Here is a 24,405-nt window from a genome sequence, read left to right as displayed (position 1 = left end):
TTTTAATCTTGCTGCAAAAACTATCTGGCAAGCAGATTATTTTGCATGCATCAGTGCAACAGTGGTGTCCAGCATACGGTTGGAGAAACCCCACTCATTGTCATACCAGCTCGATACTTTAACCAGACGGCCAGAAACTTTTGTCAGTGTTTCATCATAAGTACTGGAAGCTGGGTTGTGGTTGAAATCCACAGACACCAGAGGTGCTGTGTTGTAATCCAGGATGCCTTTCAGGGCACCTTCGGATGCATCTTTCAATACCTGGTTGATTTCTGCCACTGTCGTGTCACGGGCAGCAACGAAAGTCAGATCTACTACGGATACATTGATGGTTGGTACGCGCATGGCGTAACCATCCAGCTTGCCATTCAGTTCTGGCAATACCAGGCCAACGGCAGCTGCTGCGCCGGTTTTGGTCGGGATCATGCTCATGGTGGCAGAACGGGCGCGACGCAGGTCTTCATGCATCACGTCTGTCAACACCTGGTCATTCGTGTAGGCATGGATAGTCGTCATCAAGCCGTTGACGATACCGATGGCATCATTCAAAGGCTTGGCCAGAGGTGCCAGGCAGTTGGTCGTGCATGATGCATTGGAAATCACTGTGTCAGTGGCTTTCAATACGCCGTGGTTGACACCGTAGACGATGGTTGCATCGACATCTTTGCCACCTGGGGCAGAGATGATGACTTTTTTCGCGCCGCCAGCCAGATGGGCAGAAGCTTTTTCTTTTGTCGTGAAGAAGCCTGTGCATTCCAGCACGACGTCGACATTCAATTCACCCCAAGGGATATTGGCTGGATTGCGTTCTGCAAATACCTTGATCTTGTCGCCATTGACGATCATGGTGTCGCCTTCGACCGTGACTGTGCCTGGGAACTTGCCGTGGGCTGTGTCATAACGGGTCAGGTGGGCATTGGATTCTGCATTGCCTAGGTCATTGATCGCAACGATCTGGATTTCGTTCTTGAACTTGCCACCTTCGTAATGAGCGCGAAGGATGTTGCGGCCGATACGGCCATAGCCGTTGATTGCGACGCGAATCGTCATGGTTTTATCTCCAAGGGACTAAAAATACAAATTAAAAAACCTAAGACCTCTCAACACAGAGGCACAGAGACACAGAGAAAGGCAAGAGAACGGCAAAAGCTATTTTGCTTATGCTAATCATCATTCATCAGTTTTTCTCTTGTTTTTTCTCTGTGTCTCTGTGCCTCTGTGGTGAGCTTTTTGGTCTTCAAAATACCTTCAATGCAGTGATAACGGTGTACGCATGGCATTCACCGATGCCATCAGCACCGACAAATCGCTCCATCCGTAACCCACTTCCATCAAATCCATGCCATCCCAGCTGAATGCCTGTTCTATCAACAGCGCACCGCCCAGCTCTTCATAAAAATTACGGGCGATGGAATTGCCGGAGATGACCCACACCAGCAAACTCTCGGCACCCTGCGCCTGCAGGGTGCGCGCCACTTTCTGTACCATGCGGCGGCCTATGCCAGAACGCTGCCACGCTGGCCGCAGATATACTGCGGTCAACTCAGCCTGCATGCCAAGCTTAGGTTCAGGCAGCATCATGCCGGACGCAAAACCGATGATATGGCCTTCACTCTCGGCCACATACACGCAGATGCGGTCTTCTGCCTGCGACATGGCTTGCAGAATTTGTCGCCATTGCAGCATGCTGTCTTCTACGCGCATTTCATCCAGATAGTTATCTGGAATCATGCCACGGTAAGTAGCCTGCCAGCTTTCCACACGCACAGCAGCAATCGCCTCTGCATCACCTAAGGTAGCACGACGCAGGCTGATCTCTTTGATGCTGCTCACAGTAATGTCTGTCAATTCAGTATTCCTGCTTATTTAAGCCAGTGTCGCTTTTACTTTGGCAACGACATTGTCAACAGTGAAGCCAAAATATTTGAACAGAACACCAGCAGGTGCAGATTCACCGAAAGTATCGATACCGACAACTGCGCCTTCCAAACCTACATATTTATACCAGAAGTCAGTCACACCGGCTTCGATGGCAATACGTGGCAAGCCCTTGCCCAGTACGGCTGCTTTATAGGCTGCATCCTGGCGGTCAAATACATCCGTCGATGGCATGGACACTACGCGCACTGCAATACCTTGCTGTGCCAGTTCTGCCGCAGATTTAACAGCCAGCTCAATTTCAGAACCGGTGGCGATCAATACAGCCTTGGCATCAGCCGCGTCTTGCAAGACATAGCCACCGCGCTGGATATCAGCGATTTGCTGGGCGCTGCGCTCTTGATACGGCAGGTTCTGACGAGAGAAAATCAGGGTCGATGGGCCATCATTACGCTTGACAGCATGGGCCCAGGCAGCGGCAGATTCCACCGTGTCGCATGGACGCCAGTTGTCCAGGTTAGGGATCAGGCGCATGCTGGAAACGTGTTCGACGGATTGATGGGTAGGACCATCTTCACCCAGGCCGATAGAGTCATGGGTGAACACAAACAGGGTACGGATTTTCATCAGTGCAGCCATGCGGATGGCATTGCGGCTGTAATCAGAGAAAGTCAGGAAGGTTGCGCCAAACGGGATATAACCGCCATGCAGGGCAATACCATTCATCATCGCGCTCATACCAAATTCACGCACACCATAATTGATATGGTTGCCAGCCTGGTTGCCACGGACGGCAATGCTTTCTTTCCAGTTGGTCAGGTTGGACCCTGTCAAATCGGCAGAACCGCCGAGGAATTCTGGCAGTGATGGTGCAAATGCCTGTATGGCGTTCTGGCTAGCCTTGCGGGTCGCGATGTTTTCTTTTTTCTCTACGCAGGATGCAATCGCATTCGCCACCACTTCATCGAAGTTGGCTGGCAAGTCGCCATTCATGCGGCGTGTCAGTTCAGCCGCTTTTTGTGGGAACTGGGCCGTGTAGGCGGCAAATTGCGCATTCCATTCAGCTTCGGCTTTTGCGCCATCTGCCTTGGCATCCCAGGCTCCGTAAACGTCAGCCGGTACTTCAAATGGTGGGTATTCCCAGCCTATGTGCGCGCGTACTGCGGCAATTTCCTTGTCACCCAGGGCGGCACCGTGCACATTGTGCGTGCCTTCCATATTCGGAGAACCCTTGCCGATCACGGTTTTGCAGCAGATCAGGGTAGGTTTGTCAGATGTCTTCGCAGCAGCAATCGCATTGGCCACGGCTTCTGCATTGTGACCATCAATTGCCGGGATCACATTCCAGCCATAGGCTTCAAAGCGTTTTGGTGTGTTGTCGGTGAACCAGCCTTCAACATGACCGTCGATGGAGATGCCATTGTCGTCCCAGAAAGCGATCAGCTTATTCAGTTGCAGTGTACCTGCCAGTGAACAGGCTTCATGTGAGATGCCTTCCATCAGGCAGCCATCGCCCATGAAGGCGTAAGTGTAATGATCAACAATCTTCAGGTCGCCCTGGTTGAACTCTGCCGCCAGCAGTTTTTCAGCCAGTGCCATACCGACGGCATTGGTAATACCCTGGCCCAATGGGCCAGTGGTAGTTTCCACGCCTGGCGTGATATGTACTTCAGGGTGGCCGGCAGTTTTGGAATGCAGTTGACGGAAATTCTTTATCTCTTCGATAGGCAGGTCGTAGCCTGTCAAATGCAACAGCGAGTAATGCAACATCGAGCCGTGGCCATTCGACAACACAAAGCGGTCGCGGTTGATCCATTTAGGATTAGCCGGATTGTGACGATAAAAGCCTTTCCATAAAGCAACTGCGATGTCGGCCATGCCCATAGGCGCGCCCGGATGGCCAGAATTGGCTTTTTGTACAGCATCCATGGACAAGGCACGAATTGCATTGGCCATCTTGGTAAGTGTTGCCGGCTGAAGAGATGAAATCATGGTGTCAGAAGGTAGTCTTGAGAAAACTGGTCAGTGTAGCGAGCCGGGGACATGAAACTATCCCCGCGAAAACCCGATATTTTACCAGAGCATGAGGTCCATACTACAATTGCGACTCTTTGGAAGTACAAACAAGCATCAAACTGGACTATTTTCTGTCATCAAACATTTTGCTTTACCAGTAAAACGCACACATGCTATCAAAAAATCACCGCTTTACCCTGGAAGATGTAGCTGCACAATTTCCCCGCGACACGTTTATACGCGGAATGAGCTATGCAAATGACAACAAAGTCAAAGGCTGGAGTTTTGAAAATGACTTTATAGAGTCAGAGGTACAAGGCAGCGGACGCAATATTTACACTCAGGAAATCGAGCTTATCTTTGATGACAAGGGAACACTTGAGGAAGTCATCGGAGGCTGCAGTTGTCCAGTTGAATACAACTGCAAACATACTGTTGCAGTTTTGCTCAACATTTTGGACCACCAACAAAAAAAAACTCCCTCTGGCAAACCTGCGATAGAAGCCCCGCTTAGTTTTGCGGAGCAAAAATGGCTACATGAACTGGAATTTGCGCAAAATACCAGCCATATCAATCAATACGTTGTTTCACACAGAGAAGAAAAAACGGACGATGGTTTTTTGATATTTACCCTCTCGACTTTGGGGAACGGCAAGGAAATTCGCCTCATCCCTGGCAAAGCCAAGCTCAATGCCAAGGGTGAACTCAAGTACACCAAATTGTCTCAGGCAGTGCGCGATGTGATGCGTACCAGTAATTTCATCAAGGGCGATGACTACGATTTACTGGCATTGTTCAATATGAGTACGATGAATTCCTATTACTACTCGTACTACAACCCCAGAGAGAAGATGGGGGCAGTCTTGCTTGAGCGTATTGCCAAAGCAGGCAAACTGTACTGGTTAAGCACTGAGAATAAACAAAGTTCGATAAAGAAACTCGAATTTCATGAGCAGCAACATGCCCACCTGACTTGGCAGGAGGAACAGGGCTTCTTGCGCCTGCGCTGGCAATTATCAGCTCAAAGCGATAGCTTGCCCGAAACATATTACCTATTGCCTACCGATCCCCCCTGGATAGTAACACCGCAGAGTTGCGGCAAATTGCATGCCGCAGCAACCGGAGACCTGGATTTGCCTGCACTGATCAGATTGGTCGAAGAAGCGCCGTCAATTGCGATAGAGCGTCAAAAAACCCGCATTGCTATGGCACATAAATTACTGGAACTGGGGCTGCAAAACAGCATACCCATGCCCGCTGAATTAAAGATGATTCAACGCGACGACATCAAAATGCGTCCCGCACTGGTCATGGGCAGTCAAGAGCGCAGCCCTACTGAAACTGTTGACTTTGCCCTGCTCCAGTACTGTTACGACAACAGCTTCATCCCCTTTGACTTGGCGGGAGACGGCATCACACGTCGAAATGGTGATCATGTTGAAAGTATCACCAGGGACAAAAAAGCAGAACAAACCACCCTGCAAACCCTGCTTGATCTGGGGTTTTCCCCGGAAGATATCAGTTCATCAAACGCAGGTGATGTGTTTGTACTTGGAGATCAAAACGCCTGGTTGAAATTTACCACCCAGCAACTGCCGATATTTTATGATCAAGGTTGGGATTTGCGTCTGCTCGATAGCTATCGCTATGACCTGGAAGAGGTAGAAGACTGGTATGCCGAAGTCGCGGAAGAAAACCAGCAATCCACCTGGTTTGATCTTGAACTGGGCATCGTCGTCAACCAGATTAAAATTTCACTGCTGCCCTTGTTGGTTGGCCTGATACGCCAGGCTCCACAAGATTTTAGCGTGCAGCAACTGAACCAGCGCGCCGACGATGAACAAGTCTTGCTGAACCTGCCTGACAATAGCCGGGTGGCTCTTCCCTACGCACGTATCAAACCTATTCTGCTGGTGCTTGGTGAATTGTATTTCAATGAACACCAGGGCGACGCCATACGACTTCCCATGCTGGATGCGGCACGTCTGGCAGAATTATCGGCCACCACACAATTACGTTGGATAGGTGGTGAGCGCCAGCAAGCCTTTGGTCAACGTCTTGCCGAGTTTGGCGGCATCAATAGCATTACACCGCCAGCAGGTCTGCATGCCAACCTGCGCGATTATCAAAAAGAAGGCGTGGCATGGATGCAGTTTTTACGCGAATACCAACTCGCAGGCATACTGGCTGACGACATGGGTCTGGGCAAAACCATACAAACCCTGACCCATATCCTGATAGAAAAAGAAGCAGGCCGACTTACGCAACCTGCACTGGTAGTTGCCCCCACCAGTCTGATGGATAACTGGGCCAGCGAAGCGCAGCGCTTCACCCCTGATTTGCGCATACTGGTCCTGCATGGAAAGGACCGCAGCAAACTGTTTGAACAAATCCCGCAGGTTGACCTGGTGTTGACCACCTATGCCCTGTTACCGCGCGATGAAGAAGCCTTGCGCCAGCATCGCTATCATTTATTGATACTGGACGAAGCCCAATACATCAAGAATGCCCAGGCCAAGGCCAGCCAGACGGCCAGCCTGCTGCAGGCTAACCACCGCCTTTGCCTGACTGGTACGCCTTTGCAAAATCATTTGGGCGAATTGTGGTCACAATTCAATTTTCTGATACCAGGTTTATTGGGAGATGTCAAAGCGTTTACCAAGGATTTCCGCAACCCCATAGAAAAGCTGGGCGATACTCAACGCCATGCTTTGCTGACACGCCGTATCAAACCTTTCTTGTTACGACGGACCAAGGACAAGGTTGCCACCGAATTGCCCGCTAAAACCGAGATAGTCCGGCACATAGAACTCAGCGGAGCACAACGCGACCTGTACGAAACCGTGCGAGTGGCCATGGATAAAAAAGTACGGGATGAAATTGCCAAGAAGGGAGTGGCGCGCAGCCAGATCATTATTTTGGACGCCTTGCTTAAATTACGCCAGGTTTGTTGCGACCCCAGGTTGGTAAAAATCACAGGAGTTAGCGCTGGCAAGGGCAAAGCGCCGCCTTCAGCCAAGCTGGCGGAACTCATGGAAATGGTGGAAGAATTGCTGTCTGAAGGCCGCAAGATACTGGTATTTTCACAATTCACCAGCATGTTGGCCCTGATTGCCGAAGCCCTGCAAGAAAAAAAGCTGAGCTATGTCATGCTGACTGGAGATACCGAGCATCGCGGCGAAGTGGTAAGACGTTTCCAGGAGGGTGACGTGCCGTTGTTCCTGATCAGCCTGAAAGCCGGTGGCGTGGGCCTGAACCTGACCGCCGCCGACACCGTTATTCACTATGACCCGTGGTGGAACCCGGCTGCAGAAAACCAGGCCACCGACCGCGCGTGGCGCATAGGGCAAGACAAGCCCGTGTTTGTCTATCGCCTGATTGCCAAGGGCACGCTGGAAGAAAAGATACAGGAAATGCAGGCTAAAAAGTCCGACCTGGCACGCGCCATACTTGACCAGGGTGAAATCGCCAGTGTGCAACTGACTGCAGAAGACTTGCAGGGCATTTTTGAACCATTGAAATAAAGAAAGACTTATGGAAGGCTTACACCTGACCGCCGACTGCTTCAATTGTGATGCAGCGCCAGAATATTTCGTCAGCCCGGAAAGCCTGCGTCGATGCCTCAGCGATATCACTATTGCTGCTGGCCTGACCATCGTCGGGGAAAAGTTTCACCCATTCACCCATGAGGATGGCAGCCCGGCTGGCGTCACCGGTGCCTTGCTATTGGCAGAATCGCATGTCGCCATCCATACCTGGCCAGAACGTCATGCAGTCACGCTGGACGTATACGTCTGCAACTTCAATCACGACAATGGCAGCAAAGCCAGACAAATGGTTGATGCCCTGATTGCTGTTTTCCAGCCACGCACAGTCTCACGCCAGGAATTGCAACGCGGTGAACATAGCCCTGCCATGAGCTTTGAAGCCCTGACAGAAGACAGCTTTGCGGCTACCCGTATCAATCAGGTATTGGCACGCCAGCGCAGTTCCATGCAGGAAATCGAGATCGCCGATACCAACGATTTTGGCAAGGTCATGCGTATAGACGGTGCCATGATGACATCAGAAAAAGATGAATTCTTTTATCATGAATGCCTGGTACACCCTGCGGCGATGAGCCATCCAGAACCGCGTACCGCCCTCATCATCGGTGGTGGTGACGGTGGTTCTTGCGAAGAGTTGCTCAAGCATCCCAGCATTAGCAGTATCACCCTGTGTGAAATTGATGTAGAAGTCGTCAAGATGGCACGCCAGCACTTGAGCAAAATTCATCACGGCGCACTGGATGATCCAAAAATACAACACCGTTATGAAGATGGCTTTGCATATGTCCATAACAGTACAGAACAGTTTGACTTGATACTGCTGGACCTGACCGACCCAGTCAGTCCAAATGGCAGCTCACTTGCGGCTACTTGCATGACAGAAGAATTTTTCCAGTCTTGCGCGCAAAGGCTGACGCAACAAGGCATGCTGGTATTGCATCTGGGCAGCCCCTACTTTCACCCACAACGCTTTGCAAATACCTTGAAAAAACTCAAGCTTGTATTTCCTCAATTGCATCCATACACCGTTTTCATCCCTTTGTATGGGGCATTGTGGGGCATGGCGATTGTCAGCAAGTACAGTAATCCCCTGTCTATATCAGCGTCAACGGTAAATCTGCAGATCAAACACCGTGGCTTGCCATTGCTAAAGTATTACAATGGCGAGGTGCATCAGGCATTATTTGCTTTACCAAATTATGTGAAAGACCTGATGCCTTAGCCCCAGAATGGGGGATACAGGAGAAACCGTGAGTGCCTCAAAAATAAAACGACATGGCAAACGCAGAGTCAGCCATGCTCTGCCCTTAATGCTGGTAACCAGTGCCGCCCTGACAGCATGCAGTGGTAACACTGAAAGTGGCAGTAGTCAGGAACTGACTACTATCCGCGATCAATATAAAAGCCTCGAAGATTGCCGCAAAGACTGGGGCGATGGTGCAGCTTGCGAAACTGTTGCCAGCAGCTCCGACCTGAATACCGCTAGCATGCCAGCTGGCACTACTGGCAGCAGCTATACGGGTAGCGGCAGTCACTATGGCGGTTACACGCACAGCTTTTTCGGGCCTTTTTATTCGCCCGGCTATCGAGATACCGTACAAAGAAATTTTGGCGTACACAATTCTGGCAGCGACCATGCCATCAGTCGCAGCACGACTACCACACGCAGCAGCGTCAGTCGCGGTGGTTTTGGCAGTAGCGCACGTAGTAGCGGAGGCGGTTGATGATACGCACCTCCCTGACACCGCGCGCGAACTGGCAGCAACAATTTGAATCCCTGGGCTTTAGCTATCACTCCATTGATGGTCTGTACTGGGATGAACGCTATGCCTACCGCTTTACTGCAGAACAAGTAGATACGCTGGAACAAGCCAGCCTGGACTTGCACCAGATGTCGCTGCAAGCGGTAGAACATGTCGTCAGACACGGCATGCAAGAGAAATTTGCCATACCACCGGCATTCTGGTCACAAGTTGAAAATAGCTGGCGAGCCAAAGAATTTTCACTCTATGGCCGCTTTGATTTGAGCTGGGATGGCAATGGCCCACCCAAGATGCTGGAATACAATGCCGACACCCCCACGGGGCTGGTGGAATCCAGTGTCGCCCAATGGTATTGGTTGCAAGATGTTCATCCGGATGCTGACCAGTTCAATTCCCTGCATGAAAAACTCATAGACCAGTGGAAGAAATTCCCTGGCAAGGGCCTGTTGCACTTTGCCTGCGCAGGCGGCAATGAAGAAGATGAAGGCAACCTCTCTTATTTGCGCGATACTGCCATACAGGCAGGCTTTGCCACCAAACAATGCGCCATCGAATCCCTGGGCTGGGATGAAGACGAAGGCGTATTTGTCGATGATCTTGACAGCAGGATAGACAATCTGTTCAAGCTCTACCCCTGGGAATGGCTGTGTCGCGAAGATTTTTCCAATCATTTGCTGAAGCGCCCCATGCGCATCATAGAGCCAACCTGGAAAATGATCTTGTCAAACAAGGCAATACTACCGATATTGTGGGAATTGTTTCCGAACCATCCCAATCTCTTGCCCGCCTATTTTGATGCCTGGCGCATCAGTGGCAATCATGTAAAAAAGCCTTTGTATTCTCGTGAGGGGGAAAATATTTCCATCTATGCGAATGGCGAAGTGATGCATACTGCTGGTGAATATGGTGCCGAAGGTTATATCTATCAGGCTTACGCACCACAACCAAAGTTTGACGACGGCATCACCCCAGCTTACACCTCGATCGGTGCCTGGATAGTTGGTGATGAAGCTGCCGGAATAGGCATACGCGAAGATGAAACCCTGATTACTAAAAATACCAGCCGTTTCACTCCCCATTATTTTGTAGAATAGGATTACCAATGAGTGAACAATTACTGGCACACGGATTAGTCGCCTTTTTCAGCCATATCGCAGCCGCCTTTGTCCTGTTGACCCTGTTTATCGTCGTGTATATACGCATCACCCCTTATCGAGAAATCGCCTTGATTCGCGAAGGCAATATCGCTGCGGCCGCCAGTCTGTCTGGTGCCCTGCTCGGCTATTGCACCGCCCTGGCATCTGCCATTGCCAACAGCGTCAGCGTGATCGATATGAGCTTCTGGGGTCTGGTCGCCCTGGTTATACAATTACTGGCATTTGGCATTGCCCGTTTGCTGATACCCGGCATCATCTCGGATATCCCTAATAATAAAATTGCGTCTGGCATTTTCCTTGGGGCTTTGAGCCTTGGTCTGGGAATGATCAATGCCTCTTGCATGACCTATTAATTTGCAACAGATTCAAGATAGAGAATTGCATGCCACGTTTTTACTGCCCTCTCCCCTTAAGCATAGGGGCCATCATCAACTTGCCGGACGAAGTCGCGCATCATGTATTTGTACTGCGTCAGAATGTGGGTGACAACATCAGCATCTTCAATGGCGAAGGGGGCTGTTACGTCGCTACGCTTACCCAGGTCGCAAAGAAACATGTCCAGGCCGAAGTGAAAGTATTTTTGCCGGAAGAATGTGAATTGCCTTATTCACTGAATCTGGTGCAAGCCCTGCCTGAGGCCTCGAAAATGGACTGGATCGTAGAAAAAGCCATGGAGCTGGGTGTCAGTGCGATACAGCCTCTGGCCGCGCAGCGTTGCGTGGTGCGGCTTTCAGCTGAACGAGCCGAGAAAAAACAGGCACACTGGCAAGGCATCATCATTGCCGCTGCTGAACAATGTGGCCGCAATCGCCTCGCTCATCTGTCACCCGTCATGAATTTCAACCAGTGGCTTGGGCAGCAAGATATGCATCAAAGAATATTGCTGACACCACGCGCAGAGCAATCACTGGCTGACTGGTCACGTCACCATCCGGCACAGGCAGTCAGCCTCATGGTGGGGCCGGAAGGCGGCTATTCCGACGAAGAAGAAAACCTCGCCATCAAGCATGGTGTACTGGCCTTATCCATAGGACCGCGCATCTTGCGTACGGAAACAGCGGGGCTGGCAGCGATTACCATCTTGAATGCAGCCTGGGGCGGCATGTGAGAAGATCACAATAACAAACAGACAAAAATTTCTCTCGCCGTAAAAAATTGTCAAATTTCATACAGAGTTCACAATTCCTGCCGATACTCAGCCATACACTTGCAGCACTTTACCAATTCAGAAGGAAATATCATGAGTTTATTCGATAGCGCATTAAGCATGCTTGGCAGTGTGAGCCAGAACAGCGGCGGCAATGCATCGCTGATGCAAGCAGCAGTCAGCATGCTGGGTGACAGGCAACCAGGCGGCGTAGGCGGTTTGCAAGCATTGATCAGTGCTTTTCATCAGGCTGGCTTGGCAGACATCGTGCAGTCCTGGGTAGGCACTGGACAAAACATGCCTATCTCTGCCGCACAAATCCAGCAAGCCCTGGGTGGCGGGCAATTGCAACAACTGGCAACTGCAGCAGGCATCTCTCACGAAGGCGCAGCCAGCCAACTGGCTGAATTTTTGCCTGGTATCATCGATCATCTGACGCCACATGGCCAGGTGCCAGAGGCTGGCAACATCAATCCGGCAGCGGTGCTGCAGCAGTTTTCATCCTTGTTCGGCAAGTAAGCCTCACCAACTTGCATCGATAAAATCCAGCGACATGCATTTTGCAGTCGCTGTTTTTTTATGGAACAAGATAAATCTCTACCCTCTCCTTACCCCGCCCTATATTATTGCGTTTCAACCTGATCTGGCCCAACTCACCCGTACGCCTGACATGGGTACCGCCACAGGGCACGCGCGAAAATCCGGCAATTTCCCAATAACGTCTTTCAGCAACCTCATCATCAAAGGCACATCTGATGTCGAGATTGGCAGCTATGATAGCTTGTACTTGTTCCGCGTAAGCGGGCAGCAAGGGAGCTATGCTCTCGCTCCAGGCAAAGTCTATGCGAGCCTTATCTTGCGCGATATGGGCACCGGCCTTGCCTATGCCTGGCAATGATTTATAAAATAATTCCAGTACCAGCTCGGCGGCAAAGTGCAAACGCATGAGACGGTAGCGTCTTTCCCAATCTATGCAGACCTCCACATCCTGCCCCGGGTGCAAGCCATGCGCATCCGGCAAGGTATAAAGCAGGTCATGCCCTTCTTTACGTGCAGCCAGAACCGCATGGCCAGCTATACTGCCGGTATCGCTTTCCTGGCCACCAGAAAACGCAAAGAAAATCGTTGATGCGAGGCAGATATCATTGCCCTCTATCTTGCTGACTTGCGTCAACAGACGGGTTTGATAGGGATCTTCCCAAAAAATTTTCTTCGTCAATTTGCGCCCTCAAGATACCAGGCAGGCAAAACCTCTCGACATATTTTCCAGTTATCAGGAATGCCTTCGCTACCAACAAACGATGCGACAACACCGCCAACTATCGCGCATAAGGTATCTCGGTCACCACCAGCGCTTACTGTCAGCCACATTGCCTTTTCAAAGTCGTCCAGCGCCTGGGCGCAGCACCACAAGGCCAGTGGCACTGTATCTTGCGCAGACATATTATTGCCATTACCCAACACAGAGACTGGAAAATCCATGGACCCTGCCCTGGGCATGGACTGGGCACGAACCAGTTTCGAACGCACCTCAGTTTGTGGTAACGCATCGATGATTTTGCCCAAAAATTCAGCATGTTTGGGCCTCACACCTGCATCTCTATAAATGCAAGCCTGGGCAGCCCCCAGTGCAACTGCAACGGCTCCCGCAATTCCTTCAGGATGCGCGTGTGTCACTTCGGCCGACAAACTGGCCTGCTTCATTAGCAATGCCAGATCATCTGCGAAGTAAGCGCCAAGTGGCGCAGCCCGCATGGCGGCACCATTACCATAAGACCCCTGACCTTCAAACGCACTGGCAACTACATCCTGCCAGGCTTCACCGGCATCGATGCGGGCCAGGACCCTGTGCATGGATGGCCCATAAGCACGGTCGTAGCTATATTGTTTCGCAAAACTTTTTGCGAGTATGTCCTGATCAATTTCCCCATGATTACGCAATACTCGCACGATGGACAATGTCATCTCCGTGTCATCGGTAAAGTACCAAGGAGCATCAGGCAATTGCCCGCCACCTGCAAGCAGTGACTGATTTTCTGTTTGAAAGAAACACTGGCCAAATGCATCGCCTATGGACAAACCTTCCAGTGACGTCAGTGTGCGTTCTAGTGATTTCATCATTCAAGTATTGTTATTCGGTGTGAGAAAAATGAAGGGGACTAATCTTTGCAACTTCCCAGCACTTTACGAATTTCTTCGACGAATTGCTCCACTTCGCGCTTGCCTTGGGCATCAGTTTTCAGGTGACTCATACGCAATTTGACAAAATTATTATTCAATCCTGTCAGATAAGTGTAAGACGATAATACCTTATCCCCCATATCCAGTTCATAAGCTCGCCACATGAATTGTGGCCCACAGCCTTTAAAACTTGAAATGGTGCTACCCGCCCCTGCCAGATTGACTGCCTTGACTTGTCCCATTGCTGCGAGCTGCTTGACTTCGCCAATGACTTGGGCAAAGTGTTTATGAATGATGGGCGAACCAACACCAGTGGGGATATCGCTCAGACCTGCGTTATAAATATAAATTGATCCAACAACTGGGCCATTGCCTTGATAGCGGATATTTACGCCCAGTTCTTTCTTGGGAAATTCTTTCTTGTCGCCGAAAGTCAATGCACCCACTTTATCGGGAAAAGTGACATTAATTGAATTTTCAAAAACACTTGGCACGGCATTGGTAGCTGCGCAAAAAAGAGCGAACGAGAATAAATAGCGATGCACGGTCTGAATCCTTAATGAGAGCGTCTTGTTTGAAATATTGATTGAATTGATTTTTTGTCTGGAAAAACACTGGCCAAAGCGTCGACAACCGGCTGCAGGCACCATCACTCAACTGCCTCAACACTAAGAATAAAGGCTAAGAACGGGCAACAATACGAAGCAGCAAGAGTTGGACAAAAGAGAACAAGCTCGTTGCGATCAACAAGGCGATAGACATAGGCTGCATGAATGCTTCATTCCCGGCAATAAAAAAAGCGCCATGTATCGCCACCGTGAGAAAACCCAGGAATGCGACGAGCTTGTAGTAAAAAACCGCGGCTTTCGTATTCGTTGCCACCCGACCTTGTGCATATAACACCAGAGCAATAATGGGCAAATTCAGTAGCAGGTTGAGCTGATTTCCACCTGGTAGATCAAATAACTCCCACTCATGCCAGTAAGCAGCATCAATCTGATGGGTAATCAAAACAGTGGCATTGATGAGGAAGAGAATTTGCAGTCGTGGAGTCAATAGCATTGTAGGCACATTTCAAAATGTCTTACAAAAAATAGCATTTAGTCTATCACAGGCAATCCTGTTGATTCTCGTTTTCATTCGTCCTTGATGCTATATCCCATACGCCTCAATATCGGCAGACCATCTTCTATATTGAGCGTCTGACGTTGAGCTCGCCAGCCTTGCTCATTACCGGCAAGTATCAGCAAACGCGCAAAACTGGGGAGATGTAAATTGACATCTCCAATTCCAGATGTCAACCAGTTGCCCGCTACCGTCGCGCCAGTGTGGAAGTGAATATGCAGGGCCGTCGTTTTATATGCTTCAAGAAAAGCGGTGAATTTCACATGCACAGGATAGTCCGCTGCCATGTCTGTACGTGTCAGGTATGAGGTGTTTACAGTCCAGAGAAAACTGTCATTCCCAATCTTCAATCTCCTTAGTTTGGATTTTGCCATGCGATTGCTGATACTGGTTCATGCCGCAACAGGGCAACTGCGCCTGATTGAGTCATGACTCATCAAAAATTTCCAGTAATGTTCGTATTCAGGCAAATCAGTGACTGCCACACCAAGGTCCAGCGCCTTGCGATAAATGATACTGACAAAAATATCGGCCTGGGTGAATTGAGTACCGACTGCAAACTGACTGCGTAGCCATAAACGTGGCTGCAGTTTTTGCAGATTAATCAACAGCCACCTTGCTCTTACCGGGCGCATCTGATCCTTGTTCCAGTCAGGATGAAAGAATCGTACCGTGCTACTGTTTTGTTGAGGATGTATGGATGAGTTAACTGCCTCGCAAATTTCACGCACCTGGGCACGGGCAAAGGGGGCTTCGTATTGCAAAGGTGGATTGGGGGCGATCTCTTCAATAAATTCGGCCATGGCCATGGATTCGCTTAAGGCGATGCCATCAACCTCCATCAAGGGTACACGTGCGAATGGGCTCAGCAATCTGACTTGTTCCCCTACATCGCCCAACCCGACATCAATGCGTTCATACTCGACTTGTTTGTAGTCGAGTATCCACAACAAGCGTTCACAGCAGTTTGCATCTGGTGCGTGATAAAACCTGATTTTCATATTTGATCCTGTCGGTCCTGGCCAATGTTATCTATCTTACCGCGAAGTATGAATATGCGACAGCCATGAAAAAACCCGCCGTGCCTGGCGGGTTTTCACTTTTTCTCTTTACAAGCTGCCAAAAAAATTTACTGCGCGACAAGCGAAATATCATCAATCAGGAAAGAGGTCGCTGTCACACTACCTTCAACGCCCACAAAGTACACGCGTATGGTCTGACCTTTATAGCTGCTCAGATCAAAGGTTTTGTTGACATAAGCCGTACCCTTGTTCAGGTTCGAATAAGTCGCCAGTGTTGCCAATACCGTGCCACTGCTGTTCTGTATTTGCAGTTTGAGGGTGTCGTAAGCCTGGGTTGTCGTAGTCTCAGCTGAACTGATCTTCAACCAGAAATTCAGGCTGGCTGACGTGGCAGCAGCGGGGATCGTCACTTGCTGATACAGAGTGTCAGTATGGGCGCTCCCATAGCCATTAAGCCAGGCCTTGTAGCTGCCTGTGCGCGATGTCTCAGAACCACCAGTGCTGATAACGCCTGAACTGGCAGTCCATGAACTGGCACCACTCTCAAAGCCACCATTGCTAATCAATTGTGTGGATATACTGTTATTCACAGTAAAACTCACTGCAGACGAGGTACCAATATTATTGGCAGCATCATAGGCTTTGGCGGTCAGGCTGTGAGTACCATTCGACAGTGTTGTTGAATTCAGTGTCGTTGAATATGGTGACGTTGTACTGGTCGCCTTCAATGTCCCATCCACATAAAACTCGACCTTGCTGACACCAACATTGTCGGTAGCTGTAGCTGACAAAGTAATGTTACCGCTGCTGCCACTTTCACTGGCTGACACGGTAGGTGGAGTCGTATCGCTGACAGGATTATTGATCGTGAAGCTGACCGCCGAGGAAGTACCAACATTGTTGGCAGCATCATAGGCCTTGGCAACCAGGCTGTGGCTGGCGTTAGTCAAGGTCGCCGAGTTCAGTGTCATGCTGTAAGGTGTACTGGTTGCCGTACCCTTGAGTGTGCCATCGACATAGAATTCAACCCTGCTGACGCCCACATTATCAGTTGCATTGGCAGACAAGGTGATCGTGCCACTGGTGCCTGACTCCCCAGCACTGACTGTTGGTGGCGTGCTGTCTGTGCTATTCGATTGCGTAACCCAGATTGGTGCAGACCACAGGATTTTACCGTCATCCTGAGTGATTTTGGCATAGTAAAAATGCTCGCCCACTGCTGGAGTAATAGTGGTAGTCGCGGTATTCGACAATTGCGTTACCGTGCCTCTGCGTCCTGGCACACCTTCATAAATCACTACCGTAGAAACGGTACGGCCACTCGTGCTGGCAAAATTGCTGACCAGGGTCAGGGGGCCGCTATTTGTGAAACGCTCTCCCATGATGTGGCCGTTTGCAGTCAGGACGATTTGCGAAGTCTTGTCCATGGTAGCGAAGATGCGACGCGCTTTCATGGCTTCGACAAAATTTGCCGTATTCAGTGCAGCACCGTTTGCCAGCAAAACACCGGTACGGTTGGTATAAGATGCCCCCCAGTTGGCACAGTGATTATCCTGGTTTGTTGTAAACGCCACGTGGAAACCAGCTTCCAATGCCTTGTTGCAGGCACCTTCATACGTGCTGCGGCTAGTTTCCGTTTCTGTGGTATTGGTTGAGAATGCAGAGGTATTCAAGACTTCACAAGCAACCATGGCCTGGTCGCCATCTGCGGTAAAACCGAATGCAGTACCGGCGACAAGAAATTGTCCGCTGCTTGAGGGGTGATTAAACTGTCCTATCCATCCGCGTTGACGCATCAAGGTGTACAAGCCAGCATAATCATTTTTTGTAGTTAGCGTATCTGCCAGCAACTGGTTGCCGCTATTGTATTCCCATCCCAATAATTCATTGGCGTTGAAAATATTCAAGTGCCCACCGTTGTTGATGACACCCCATTCCAGACCATAAATCCCAAGGAAACCGGCATGGCTGGAGTTGAAACTGCTGGCAGCAGCAAGGCCAGATTGATACAGGTTTTTTGCAGTTGCCGGTGTGGCTGAGGCATTGGTGCCATCAGAACCGTCATACATATGGTTGTGCTCGGAGGCCAACAAAAAGTCCAGACCCCTGTTGAATGCGTACTGATAGGCGTCTGTCGGACCATAGGCTGCCGATTGCGGGTTTTGCGCACCAGTACATGAAGTCAGTTCACCGCCACCATCGCTATGATTGGTCTGGCTATGCAAGTTGCCGTAGTAGATAGTGTAAGGCAATGAACCTATTGCCGCTGTTGGTGGTGGTGCCATGCCCGCAATAGACTTGGCTGCGGATGTACTAGTAAGTGACGTGCTGGCCTTGGTCGGCAAGGCTGCAAAACTTGGCATTTTGGGTGTAGCGAGCTTGCCAACTTGCAGTGGCCAGCTTTGTGTAATGATTTCCGTGTCTGGTTTTGCCAATGCACGCTCAACAGTGCTGGCAACATCACCCGCTGGCGCAGCTTGCATGGCAGAAGTATCCGTCGCCTTGGCAGTAAGTCTGACTTGATAAACACCATCTTTCAAGGCTGCGCCTGTTGGGCCGCGGCCACTCCAGAACATTTGTGCAGTGACAGTTTTTTTGAACAGTTTTTCCGTGCCGTACCAGCGGTCTACTACACGCCCGTCTACGCCCAACAACTCCAGGCGCCAGGTGACGGTCTGCTCCTTTGCAACATGGGGATACTCGAACTCCATCGTGAAATAACGGGATTCAGCACCGGCTTTGGCATCAGTCCGATATGGCACATGCAAACTTGCCTCGAATTCATTATGATCCGCAATAGATGCCTGGGCAGCTTGTATGCCCACAAAACTGAATGAAAAAACAAGACCAAGTTGCAATGCAAACGTTGTTAGTTTGCTGGCTTTTGGTAAAGCTTGCATAAAAAATTCCCCCTGAATAACTACTCATTAATGTGTGTGGCCGTCCCACACACATCTTCATTCAGTCGAAATTCTCAAAGCAGAGAAAACACCACTCGCACCAGCGTCCATGACAGGACGCCTTGCGTTATCTCGCTTCTTTATTCCAGCTTTGTTCAGATATCTGTAAGCAGCCATTCTTGTACTTCTCTACCTATTCCTCTTACCACCATGCTGTTTGCAGCTTTCCAGAAACGAGATTTAACGACAGTTGAACTAAGCAATCGTTTGCGCAAACGATTACTAGATTAACATCCGATCATGTCAGTTTTGTTACTGCGGATTGACTTTTTTTAACAAATTTGTGAAAAAACCACTATTACTTATCTGTTTGGTGCATTTCCATACCATTTGCACCGGATATTTTTGTTTGCACCAAAACAGACAAGAGAATACTTTTCCCCACGGGAAACTTAAATTTCCTCAGTGAAATATTTGACCGGGAACGAGTAAGAAATCTGGGAAGTAATTTGAGATTCAGGTGCGCAGGGCGATCTGATGCTTCTTCAGCCAATCAATTTGTTCATCGGTATCGGGAACCACAATGCCGCGCGCTTTGCTGACCGTTGCCAACGCTGCGACGGCATCCAGTCCATGTCGGATCAAGATTGCTGAAGCAAGCAAGCCAGTCCGCCCTATCCCCGCACGGCAATGAACGACAGTATTATCCCCCTTGAGTATGTCATCATACAGTTGCGTCACCAATTTCTGCGTGGCAGAAAAAGAAGAAGGCAGACCCCTGTCCTTGATGGGAAAATGCACAAAATCGATCTGATTTGCTCCACATAAGTCAGGCGCAGTTTGCAAACCCAGTTCGCGAATTTCATGTGCCTCCATTAAGGAGACCAGCCGATCTATACCGAATTGCGCAATCCCGCGAAATTCATCTTCTATCCATTCGCCCGCAACGGGTTTAGCCATCACGGCAAGGAAGCCTTGACCGATCTGAGTGACTTTGTAAATATCGGGGCGCATGAATAGAAATTTTTAATTGGAATAGCTCAGTTTTTATTTCGTTGCGTCTTTCAACATCAGCTTCTTGATCATCCCCACAGGCGCACTACCATAGCTAAGGAATTGCTCATGAAATTGCTTGAGTTTGAACTTGTCGCCCTGCTGCTTTTTCAGCTGCTCGCGGAATTCCAGTATCTCGCTATAGCCGCTGAAATAGCTGGTGAGTTGCACAGATGTATATTGCACACGCAACCACTTGCCATCGGCTTCTGCCTTGGTCTGGAAGGCTTGGTTCATCAGGAAGTCTTTGGCTTCTGATTCTGTCATGCCAAGTACATGCACCTGATAATCGAGAATGGTATTGCAGACAGCGCGCAAGTTCCATTTGTAATACATAAGCCACATCTCTGGTGTGTTATCACCGTAGCCCGACTCCAGCATCATGCGTTCGCTATACACGGCCCAGCCTTCTATCATGGCACCATTGCCAAACAGGGTCTTGATCACTGACGGTGATTTGTTCGCATGTTGCAATTGAGTGTAATGGCCAGGAATGGCTTCATGAATATTCAATATCTGCAAAACCCAGTGATTGTATTCACGCAAAGTGCTTTCAATTTGTTCTGCTGGCTGGCCATCAAAAGGTGTGACGTTGTAATAGGTTTTATCGTTGGGCCTGAAAATGCCCGGTGCTTCTATCGAAGCGACGCTGATACCGCGTTGATATTCTGGAGTTTCACGGACGACCAGAGGCTTTTTGAGATCCAGGCTGACCAGATCATGGTCGCGTATCCATTTTTCCAGTTGCGGTATTTGCTTGCGGATTTCCGGGTACAAGTCCTTTGCTGCTACATGTTTGTCTGACAGCTTATCGATGACCATGGCAATTTTCTTGACGCGATCAGCTGGCTTGGCTTGCGCGCCCATGATTTTATCCCACAACTGGTCGGCCAGTTTTTCCATGTTATTGTGCGCTTCTTCCCTGGCTGTCAATGCGCGCTGGTAAATTTGTTCTGCTGTCAGGGATGTCTGGATATCAGCTGAGAATTTGCCTTCATACAAATCCTTGCCTATGCGAAAAGAGCGGGCGGTTGCCGGATCGAGTGTCTTTTCCAGGCCCACAAGAAATTGCACATAGTCATTGATGGCAGCACGTGCGTTTTTCAAGCCGTCTTCCAGCGCTTGCTTGTCTTTGACTGCAAGCTTCTCTTGTGCGGCTGCCTTTTCCAGACCTGCCAATACTGTGATGGCACCGGCACTTTGTTTGATCGCCAGACGGGTATGCTCAGGCGTGGGATTTTTAATAATGGCTTTGGCCGCTGCATAATATGCAGGTACGGCTTGCAGTCGCTGAATCGCTGCCAGCACCCTTTTTGCTTTTGGGGCAAAATCGGTATTGAGAATGGCATCAAAGCTGCCCGCAATATTATGCTGGGTTGGGTTCCATTCAAATTCACGGAATTGCGTCAGATACCAGCGTGCACCATTCAGGTAGTTGCGTATCAAGGCCAGGTCAGTCTGTTCTTTTGCAGATAAAGCGTCGGCATTCACCTTCCCCAATTGGGCCAGCCAGTTATCGGCAAAAGCAACATAGGCATCGCGGGTCGCCTGATTTGGCAAGACCAGCTTGTTGGCATCCTGGTAACGGCCTGCGGCCATCGCCATGTCCGGGTCTTGTTGCCACAATGCAGCGAGGAAAGCTGTCTTTACCTGGGCAAAACCCTGATCAGCTTTTTTATTTGCAGCTACAGGGGTGGCAGTGGCGGACATGCTAACAGGTGCTACCAGCACCAAAGAAGACAGTAAAGTGGCAATAATGACAGAACGAAAAGGGATGGGCATGGTTGGTGTCTCGCAGGCTTAATATATTAAGAGGCATGAGGTTAACATAAGATGGACATGGTCACATGTATTTTTGTTTAATGGCTCGAATGATCCAAAAAGCGCAGCCAACGGGAAACCAGTGATCGAATCACTACTTGAATACTGCCGATCTGGCCTTAAAGCTCAACGCGCCACATTTATTTGTTACACTCCAGCCTTGGCAGGGGCCAGACTGCCCTGCTCTTACCACAAAAGAAAAATATGATCACCCCCAATCCCGCTCTGCAATTGCACTGGATAGAAAACGACGAAGCGCGCTCATGCCGCTGGCATTCCGAGAGTGGTGCACCGGCACCCAAACGCGTGCAAATTGCCGATGACCGCATGAATGTGGAAACCGCCTATAAGCTGGCCTGCGAAGGCACCGCCCTGCTATGGCGTGGCGATTATCACAATGCAAAACAACTCTTGCAGGCGCTGGCTCGTCGCATTGATAAAAAGCCAGCCAAGGCCAGCAAGAAAGCCAAAGTACCAGAATCAGCAAAAGAAGCATTCAACCTGCACCGCCAGGCACAATCGCAAAGAGCACGTGTGCTGGCCATGGTCTTGGTCCCCTTTGAAGCTGACTACCGTATTACTCTGCGTCGTGCCCCAGATGTAACGCAAGCCTGCCGCGAAGTCTATGGCGAACCAAGCACTGCCTTTGTGGCCTCCCTGCGTGAATTGCTGGGCTTGATAGGTGCGCACGAATGGCGCAAGAATGGTGTTGAGATTGCTGCTCTTGGTGCAAAAATCCACCCCTACTATGGCGTGTTCTCCCCTGTACGCGGCGAATACATAGACTTGCTGGCAAAAGCACCACTGCCATCAACAACACTGGCTTTTGATATCGGTGTGGGTACTGGCGTGCTGTCAGCCTTGCTGGTGAAACGCGGCGTCAAAAAAGTTGTGGCAACTGACCAAGACCTGCGCGCCCTCGCCTGCGCCCGTGAAAATGTGGACAGACTGGGTTTGTCCGACCAAATTGAATTATTGCAGGCAGATCTTTTCCCGCCTGGTCGTGCGCCGCTGATCGTTTGTAACCCACCATGGTTGCCAGCACGCCCCAACTCACCTATAGAATATGCCGTGTATGATCCCGACAGCCGCATGTTGCGCGGATTTCTGGCTGGTGTGGCAGATCACCTCGAACCTCAAGGCGAAGCCTGGCTGATCATGTCAGATTTTGCTGAGCATCTGGGCCTGCGCACTGCTGCTGAATTACAAGGCTGGATAGAAGCTGGTGGCCTGACGGTAGCTGGCAAGGTGGATATCAAACCGCGCCATCCAAAATCTACGGATGAAAACGATCCCTTGCATGCGGCCCGCGTCAAAGAAGTTACTTCATTGTGGCGTTTAAAATTAAAATAGCATCTGTATAGGTGACCAGCGTCTATCAAAATTCTGGTCACTTGAATTGAATAACTGTTTAGAAAATTAGCATCATGATCAACAAACCCGCCCGCATACTGACCTTTAAATGCAAAAACTGCAGCAAATCTGTTCAGGTTTTCCTGCAAAAAGTCTCTGCCTGCTCGCACATCCAGCCTTATCAAGGTATTTGCAGCTGCGGCGAAATCATGAAACATGCGACTGGCAATAAGGAAGCTGTTCAATCTTACCTGAGCTCCAATGATGTTTTGTGGTCACATCATCATTGATTCATACGTCAAATGCTGAGAAATGGGATGATTTCGCAAGTTAATCCCTTGTGAAATTTGCATTTCCACCTCAGATCAGGTCTATTGCCAGACGAAAGCATTTATAATCTACGGCTTTGCAGCAGTTTTCTGGAAACAATGAAGGTATTTCGCGGACTTCCAAATGCAGCCTCCCGTGCACCCTGTGCGCTGGCGATAGGCAATTTTGATGGCGTACATCTGGGCCATCAGACTTTGCTCGCCCGTTTGCGGGATGCCGCCACACGTCTGGACATAGAAGCTGCCGTAATGACATTTGAACCACATCCGCGTGCATTTTTTGCGCAAATGATGGGTGACTTGTCGAAAGCACCTACCCGCATTGCCAATTTGCGCGACAACATGGCGTCGCTAAAGGCTGCTGGTGTTGACCGGGTGATCGTTGAGCATTTCAATGCCCAGTTTGCCGCTTTGTCGCCACAAGATTTCATCGAAAAAGTGCTGGTTGATGGCCTGCATGTGAAATGGGTCATGGTCGGTGAAGATTTTCGCTTTGGTGCCAAACGTGCCGGAGACATCTCCACCCTGACTGAAGCAGGACAGCGCTTTGGCTTTACGGTAGAAACCCTGCCTTCAGTGCAAAACAAGGGCGTGCGTATTTCTTCATCTGCCGTGCGCCTGGCATTGGCAAATGGTCATTTTGATGACGCAGAAGCCTTGCTCGGCCACCCTTACCGTATTTCCGGTCATGTAGTACATGGCCAGAAGCTGGGACGCACGATAGGTTTTCCTACACTGAACCTGCGCATTGCGCATCACCGCCCTGCCCTGAATGGCATCTTCATCGTGCAGGTACATGGCCTGGCAGAACAGCCCTTGCCCGCCGTTGCCAGCCTCGGTGTACGCCCTACAGTCGATGACAGCGGCCGCGTGCTGCTGGAAACCCATGTATTTGATTACAGCGGCCACGCTTACGGTAAAGTCGTGCAGATAGAGTTCCTGAAGAAGCTGCGCGACGAAGAAAAATACATAGACTTGCCAACCCTGACCGCAGCGATCAACAAGGATGCTGAACAGGCTCGTGCTTATTTCGCCGACAGCCACCGTCCGGCTCGCTCTGCCACTGACCGAATTTGAAGCTCACACTTTGTTTGTTGTGATTGCTTGTGACT

22 protein-coding genes are annotated in these 24,405 nt (G+C 50.0%); 10 read left to right on the top strand and 12 right to left on the bottom strand.

Going from position 1 to position 24,405, the window contains the following annotated elements:
- Nucleotides 1-36 precede the first annotated feature (36 nt).
- From gap to tkt, 3 genes are all read right to left on the bottom strand, one after another.
- Nucleotides 37-1,050 carry a type I glyceraldehyde-3-phosphate dehydrogenase gene (gene gap / locus H8L47_RS14020; protein WP_186954222.1) on the bottom strand — a complete coding sequence of 338 codons (1,014 nt, stop codon included), beginning with the start codon at nucleotides 1,048-1,050 and terminating at the stop codon, nucleotides 37-39.
- A 198-nt stretch (nucleotides 1,051-1,248) separates the two neighbouring features.
- Complete coding sequence (locus tag H8L47_RS14015) at nucleotides 1,249-1,848, bottom strand: GNAT family N-acetyltransferase (RefSeq protein WP_222616528.1); 600 nt, start codon at nucleotides 1,846-1,848, stop codon at nucleotides 1,249-1,251.
- Nucleotides 1,849-1,866: 18 nt separating this feature from the next.
- The gene (gene tkt / locus H8L47_RS14010; protein ID WP_186954221.1) at nucleotides 1,867-3,870 is read right to left on the bottom strand and encodes a transketolase; all 2,004 of its coding nucleotides are present in this window, start codon (nucleotides 3,868-3,870) and stop codon (nucleotides 1,867-1,869) included.
- A gap of 194 nt (nucleotides 3,871-4,064) precedes the next feature.
- On the opposite strand from tkt, the gene H8L47_RS14005 reads away from it, so the two are divergent.
- From H8L47_RS14005 to H8L47_RS13975, 7 genes are all read left to right on the top strand, one after another.
- Complete coding sequence (locus H8L47_RS14005; RefSeq protein ID WP_186954220.1) at nucleotides 4,065-7,418, top strand: DEAD/DEAH box helicase; 3,354 nt, start codon at nucleotides 4,065-4,067, stop codon at nucleotides 7,416-7,418.
- Between the two features lie 10 nt (nucleotides 7,419-7,428).
- Nucleotides 7,429-8,664: a polyamine aminopropyltransferase gene (gene speE / locus H8L47_RS14000; protein ID WP_186954219.1), complete on the top strand. Its 1,236-nt coding sequence runs from the start codon at nucleotides 7,429-7,431 to the stop codon at nucleotides 8,662-8,664.
- Nucleotides 8,665-8,692: 28 nt separating this feature from the next.
- Entirely contained in the window at nucleotides 8,693-9,166 is a 474-nt protein-coding gene (locus H8L47_RS13995; RefSeq protein ID WP_186954218.1) for a hypothetical protein, read from the top strand.
- Nucleotides 9,166-10,299, top strand: coding sequence for a glutathionylspermidine synthase family protein (locus H8L47_RS13990; RefSeq protein ID WP_186954217.1), 1,134 nt, complete (start codon nucleotides 9,166-9,168; stop codon nucleotides 10,297-10,299). Before H8L47_RS13995 ends, H8L47_RS13990 begins: the two co-directional genes overlap by 1 nt.
- Before the next feature lie 8 nt (nucleotides 10,300-10,307).
- A complete protein-coding gene (locus H8L47_RS13985) occupies nucleotides 10,308-10,715 on the top strand; it encodes a DUF350 domain-containing protein (protein ID WP_186954216.1) in 408 nt (135 codons plus the stop codon).
- Between the two features lie 29 nt (nucleotides 10,716-10,744).
- Nucleotides 10,745-11,470: a 16S rRNA (uracil(1498)-N(3))-methyltransferase gene (locus H8L47_RS13980; RefSeq protein WP_186954215.1), complete on the top strand. Its 726-nt coding sequence runs from the start codon at nucleotides 10,745-10,747 to the stop codon at nucleotides 11,468-11,470.
- A gap of 132 nt (nucleotides 11,471-11,602) precedes the next feature.
- Nucleotides 11,603-12,028 (top strand): YidB family protein, encoded by a 426-nt coding sequence (locus tag H8L47_RS13975; protein ID WP_186954214.1) that lies wholly within the window; start codon nucleotides 11,603-11,605, stop codon nucleotides 12,026-12,028.
- Between the two features lie 58 nt (nucleotides 12,029-12,086).
- Here H8L47_RS13975 and H8L47_RS13970 read toward each other — a convergent pair whose 3' ends face one another.
- From H8L47_RS13970 to H8L47_RS13930, 9 genes are all read right to left on the bottom strand, one after another.
- Nucleotides 12,087-12,728 carry an alanyl-tRNA editing protein gene (locus H8L47_RS13970; protein WP_186954213.1) on the bottom strand — a complete coding sequence of 214 codons (642 nt, stop codon included), beginning with the start codon at nucleotides 12,726-12,728 and terminating at the stop codon, nucleotides 12,087-12,089.
- Nucleotides 12,725-13,630, bottom strand: coding sequence for an ADP-ribosylglycohydrolase family protein (locus H8L47_RS13965; RefSeq protein WP_222616527.1), 906 nt, complete (start codon nucleotides 13,628-13,630; stop codon nucleotides 12,725-12,727). Before H8L47_RS13965 ends, H8L47_RS13970 begins: the two co-directional genes overlap by 4 nt.
- Before the next feature lie 38 nt (nucleotides 13,631-13,668).
- Nucleotides 13,669-14,235 carry a hypothetical protein gene (locus H8L47_RS13960; RefSeq protein ID WP_186954212.1) on the bottom strand — a complete coding sequence of 189 codons (567 nt, stop codon included), beginning with the start codon at nucleotides 14,233-14,235 and terminating at the stop codon, nucleotides 13,669-13,671.
- Nucleotides 14,236-14,371: 136 nt separating this feature from the next.
- Nucleotides 14,372-14,752 (bottom strand): DUF6713 family protein, encoded by a 381-nt coding sequence (locus tag H8L47_RS13955; RefSeq protein WP_186954211.1) that lies wholly within the window; start codon nucleotides 14,750-14,752, stop codon nucleotides 14,372-14,374.
- A 74-nt stretch (nucleotides 14,753-14,826) separates the two neighbouring features.
- Complete coding sequence (locus tag H8L47_RS13950; protein WP_186954210.1) at nucleotides 14,827-15,189, bottom strand: hypothetical protein; 363 nt, start codon at nucleotides 15,187-15,189, stop codon at nucleotides 14,827-14,829.
- Nucleotides 15,190-15,207: 18 nt separating this feature from the next.
- Nucleotides 15,208-15,816, bottom strand: a complete 609-nt coding sequence (locus H8L47_RS13945; protein ID WP_186954209.1) for a glutathione S-transferase family protein — start codon at nucleotides 15,814-15,816, stop codon at nucleotides 15,208-15,210.
- A 128-nt stretch (nucleotides 15,817-15,944) separates the two neighbouring features.
- Nucleotides 15,945-18,737: an Ig-like domain-containing protein gene (locus H8L47_RS13940; protein ID WP_186954208.1), complete on the bottom strand. Its 2,793-nt coding sequence runs from the start codon at nucleotides 18,735-18,737 to the stop codon at nucleotides 15,945-15,947.
- Nucleotides 18,738-19,253: 516 nt separating this feature from the next.
- Complete coding sequence (locus H8L47_RS13935; protein WP_186954207.1) at nucleotides 19,254-19,751, bottom strand: protein-tyrosine phosphatase family protein; 498 nt, start codon at nucleotides 19,749-19,751, stop codon at nucleotides 19,254-19,256.
- 33 nt (nucleotides 19,752-19,784) lie between these two features.
- Nucleotides 19,785-21,572 carry a DUF885 domain-containing protein gene (locus H8L47_RS13930; RefSeq protein WP_186954206.1) on the bottom strand — a complete coding sequence of 596 codons (1,788 nt, stop codon included), beginning with the start codon at nucleotides 21,570-21,572 and terminating at the stop codon, nucleotides 19,785-19,787.
- A gap of 243 nt (nucleotides 21,573-21,815) precedes the next feature.
- Here H8L47_RS13930 and H8L47_RS13925 point away from each other — a divergent pair, with 243 nt between their 5' ends.
- The 3 genes from H8L47_RS13925 (at nucleotide 21,816) to H8L47_RS13920 (ending at nucleotide 24,370) form a co-directional block, all read left to right on the top strand.
- Complete coding sequence (locus tag H8L47_RS13925) at nucleotides 21,816-22,964, top strand: methyltransferase (RefSeq protein WP_186954205.1); 1,149 nt, start codon at nucleotides 21,816-21,818, stop codon at nucleotides 22,962-22,964.
- A 74-nt stretch (nucleotides 22,965-23,038) separates the two neighbouring features.
- Nucleotides 23,039-23,254, top strand: coding sequence for a hypothetical protein (locus H8L47_RS29750; RefSeq protein ID WP_230413734.1), 216 nt, complete (start codon nucleotides 23,039-23,041; stop codon nucleotides 23,252-23,254).
- A gap of 138 nt (nucleotides 23,255-23,392) precedes the next feature.
- The gene (locus H8L47_RS13920; protein ID WP_186954204.1) at nucleotides 23,393-24,370 is read left to right on the top strand and encodes a bifunctional riboflavin kinase/FAD synthetase; all 978 of its coding nucleotides are present in this window, start codon (nucleotides 23,393-23,395) and stop codon (nucleotides 24,368-24,370) included.
- Nucleotides 24,371-24,405: the final 35 nt, after the last annotated feature.

It is taken from the genome of Undibacterium umbellatum (assembly GCF_014284125.1).
Lineage (GTDB): Bacteria > Pseudomonadota > Gammaproteobacteria > Burkholderiales > Burkholderiaceae_D > Undibacterium > Undibacterium umbellatum.
The sequence above is the reverse complement of the archived record's forward strand: the minus strand, read 5'-3'. Positions and strand labels throughout refer to the sequence as shown.

Bases quoted from the DNA above. Each gene is read 5' to 3' on its own strand.
- gap (WP_186954222.1), bottom strand. From the start codon at position 1,050: ATGACGATTCGCGTCGCAATCAACGGCTATGGCCGTATCGGCCGCAAC.
- tkt (WP_186954221.1), bottom strand. From the start codon at position 3,870: ATGATTTCATCTCTTCAGCCGGCAACACTTACCAAGATGGCCAATGCA.
- H8L47_RS14005 (WP_186954220.1), top strand. From the start codon at position 4,065: ATGCTATCAAAAAATCACCGCTTTACCCTGGAAGATGTAGCTGCACAA.
- speE (WP_186954219.1), top strand. From the start codon at position 7,429: ATGGAAGGCTTACACCTGACCGCCGACTGCTTCAATTGTGATGCAGCG.
- H8L47_RS13990 (WP_186954217.1), top strand. From the start codon at position 9,166: ATGATACGCACCTCCCTGACACCGCGCGCGAACTGGCAGCAACAATTT.
- H8L47_RS13985 (WP_186954216.1), top strand. From the start codon at position 10,308: ATGAGTGAACAATTACTGGCACACGGATTAGTCGCCTTTTTCAGCCAT.
- H8L47_RS13980 (WP_186954215.1), top strand. From the start codon at position 10,745: ATGCCACGTTTTTACTGCCCTCTCCCCTTAAGCATAGGGGCCATCATC.
- H8L47_RS13975 (WP_186954214.1), top strand. From the start codon at position 11,603: ATGAGTTTATTCGATAGCGCATTAAGCATGCTTGGCAGTGTGAGCCAG.
- H8L47_RS13965 (WP_222616527.1), bottom strand. From the start codon at position 13,630: ATGATGAAATCACTAGAACGCACACTGACGTCACTGGAAGGTTTGTCC.
- H8L47_RS13955 (WP_186954211.1), bottom strand. From the start codon at position 14,752: ATGCTATTGACTCCACGACTGCAAATTCTCTTCCTCATCAATGCCACT.
- H8L47_RS13950 (WP_186954210.1), bottom strand. From the start codon at position 15,189: ATGGCAAAATCCAAACTAAGGAGATTGAAGATTGGGAATGACAGTTTT.
- H8L47_RS13945 (WP_186954209.1), bottom strand. From the start codon at position 15,816: ATGAAAATCAGGTTTTATCACGCACCAGATGCAAACTGCTGTGAACGC.
- H8L47_RS13940 (WP_186954208.1), bottom strand. From the start codon at position 18,737: ATGCAAGCTTTACCAAAAGCCAGCAAACTAACAACGTTTGCATTGCAA.
- H8L47_RS13935 (WP_186954207.1), bottom strand. From the start codon at position 19,751: ATGCGCCCCGATATTTACAAAGTCACTCAGATCGGTCAAGGCTTCCTT.
- H8L47_RS13930 (WP_186954206.1), bottom strand. From the start codon at position 21,572: ATGCCCATCCCTTTTCGTTCTGTCATTATTGCCACTTTACTGTCTTCT.
- H8L47_RS13925 (WP_186954205.1), top strand. From the start codon at position 21,816: ATGATCACCCCCAATCCCGCTCTGCAATTGCACTGGATAGAAAACGAC.
- H8L47_RS29750 (WP_230413734.1), top strand. From the start codon at position 23,039: ATGATCAACAAACCCGCCCGCATACTGACCTTTAAATGCAAAAACTGC.
- H8L47_RS13920 (WP_186954204.1), top strand. From the start codon at position 23,393: ATGAAGGTATTTCGCGGACTTCCAAATGCAGCCTCCCGTGCACCCTGT.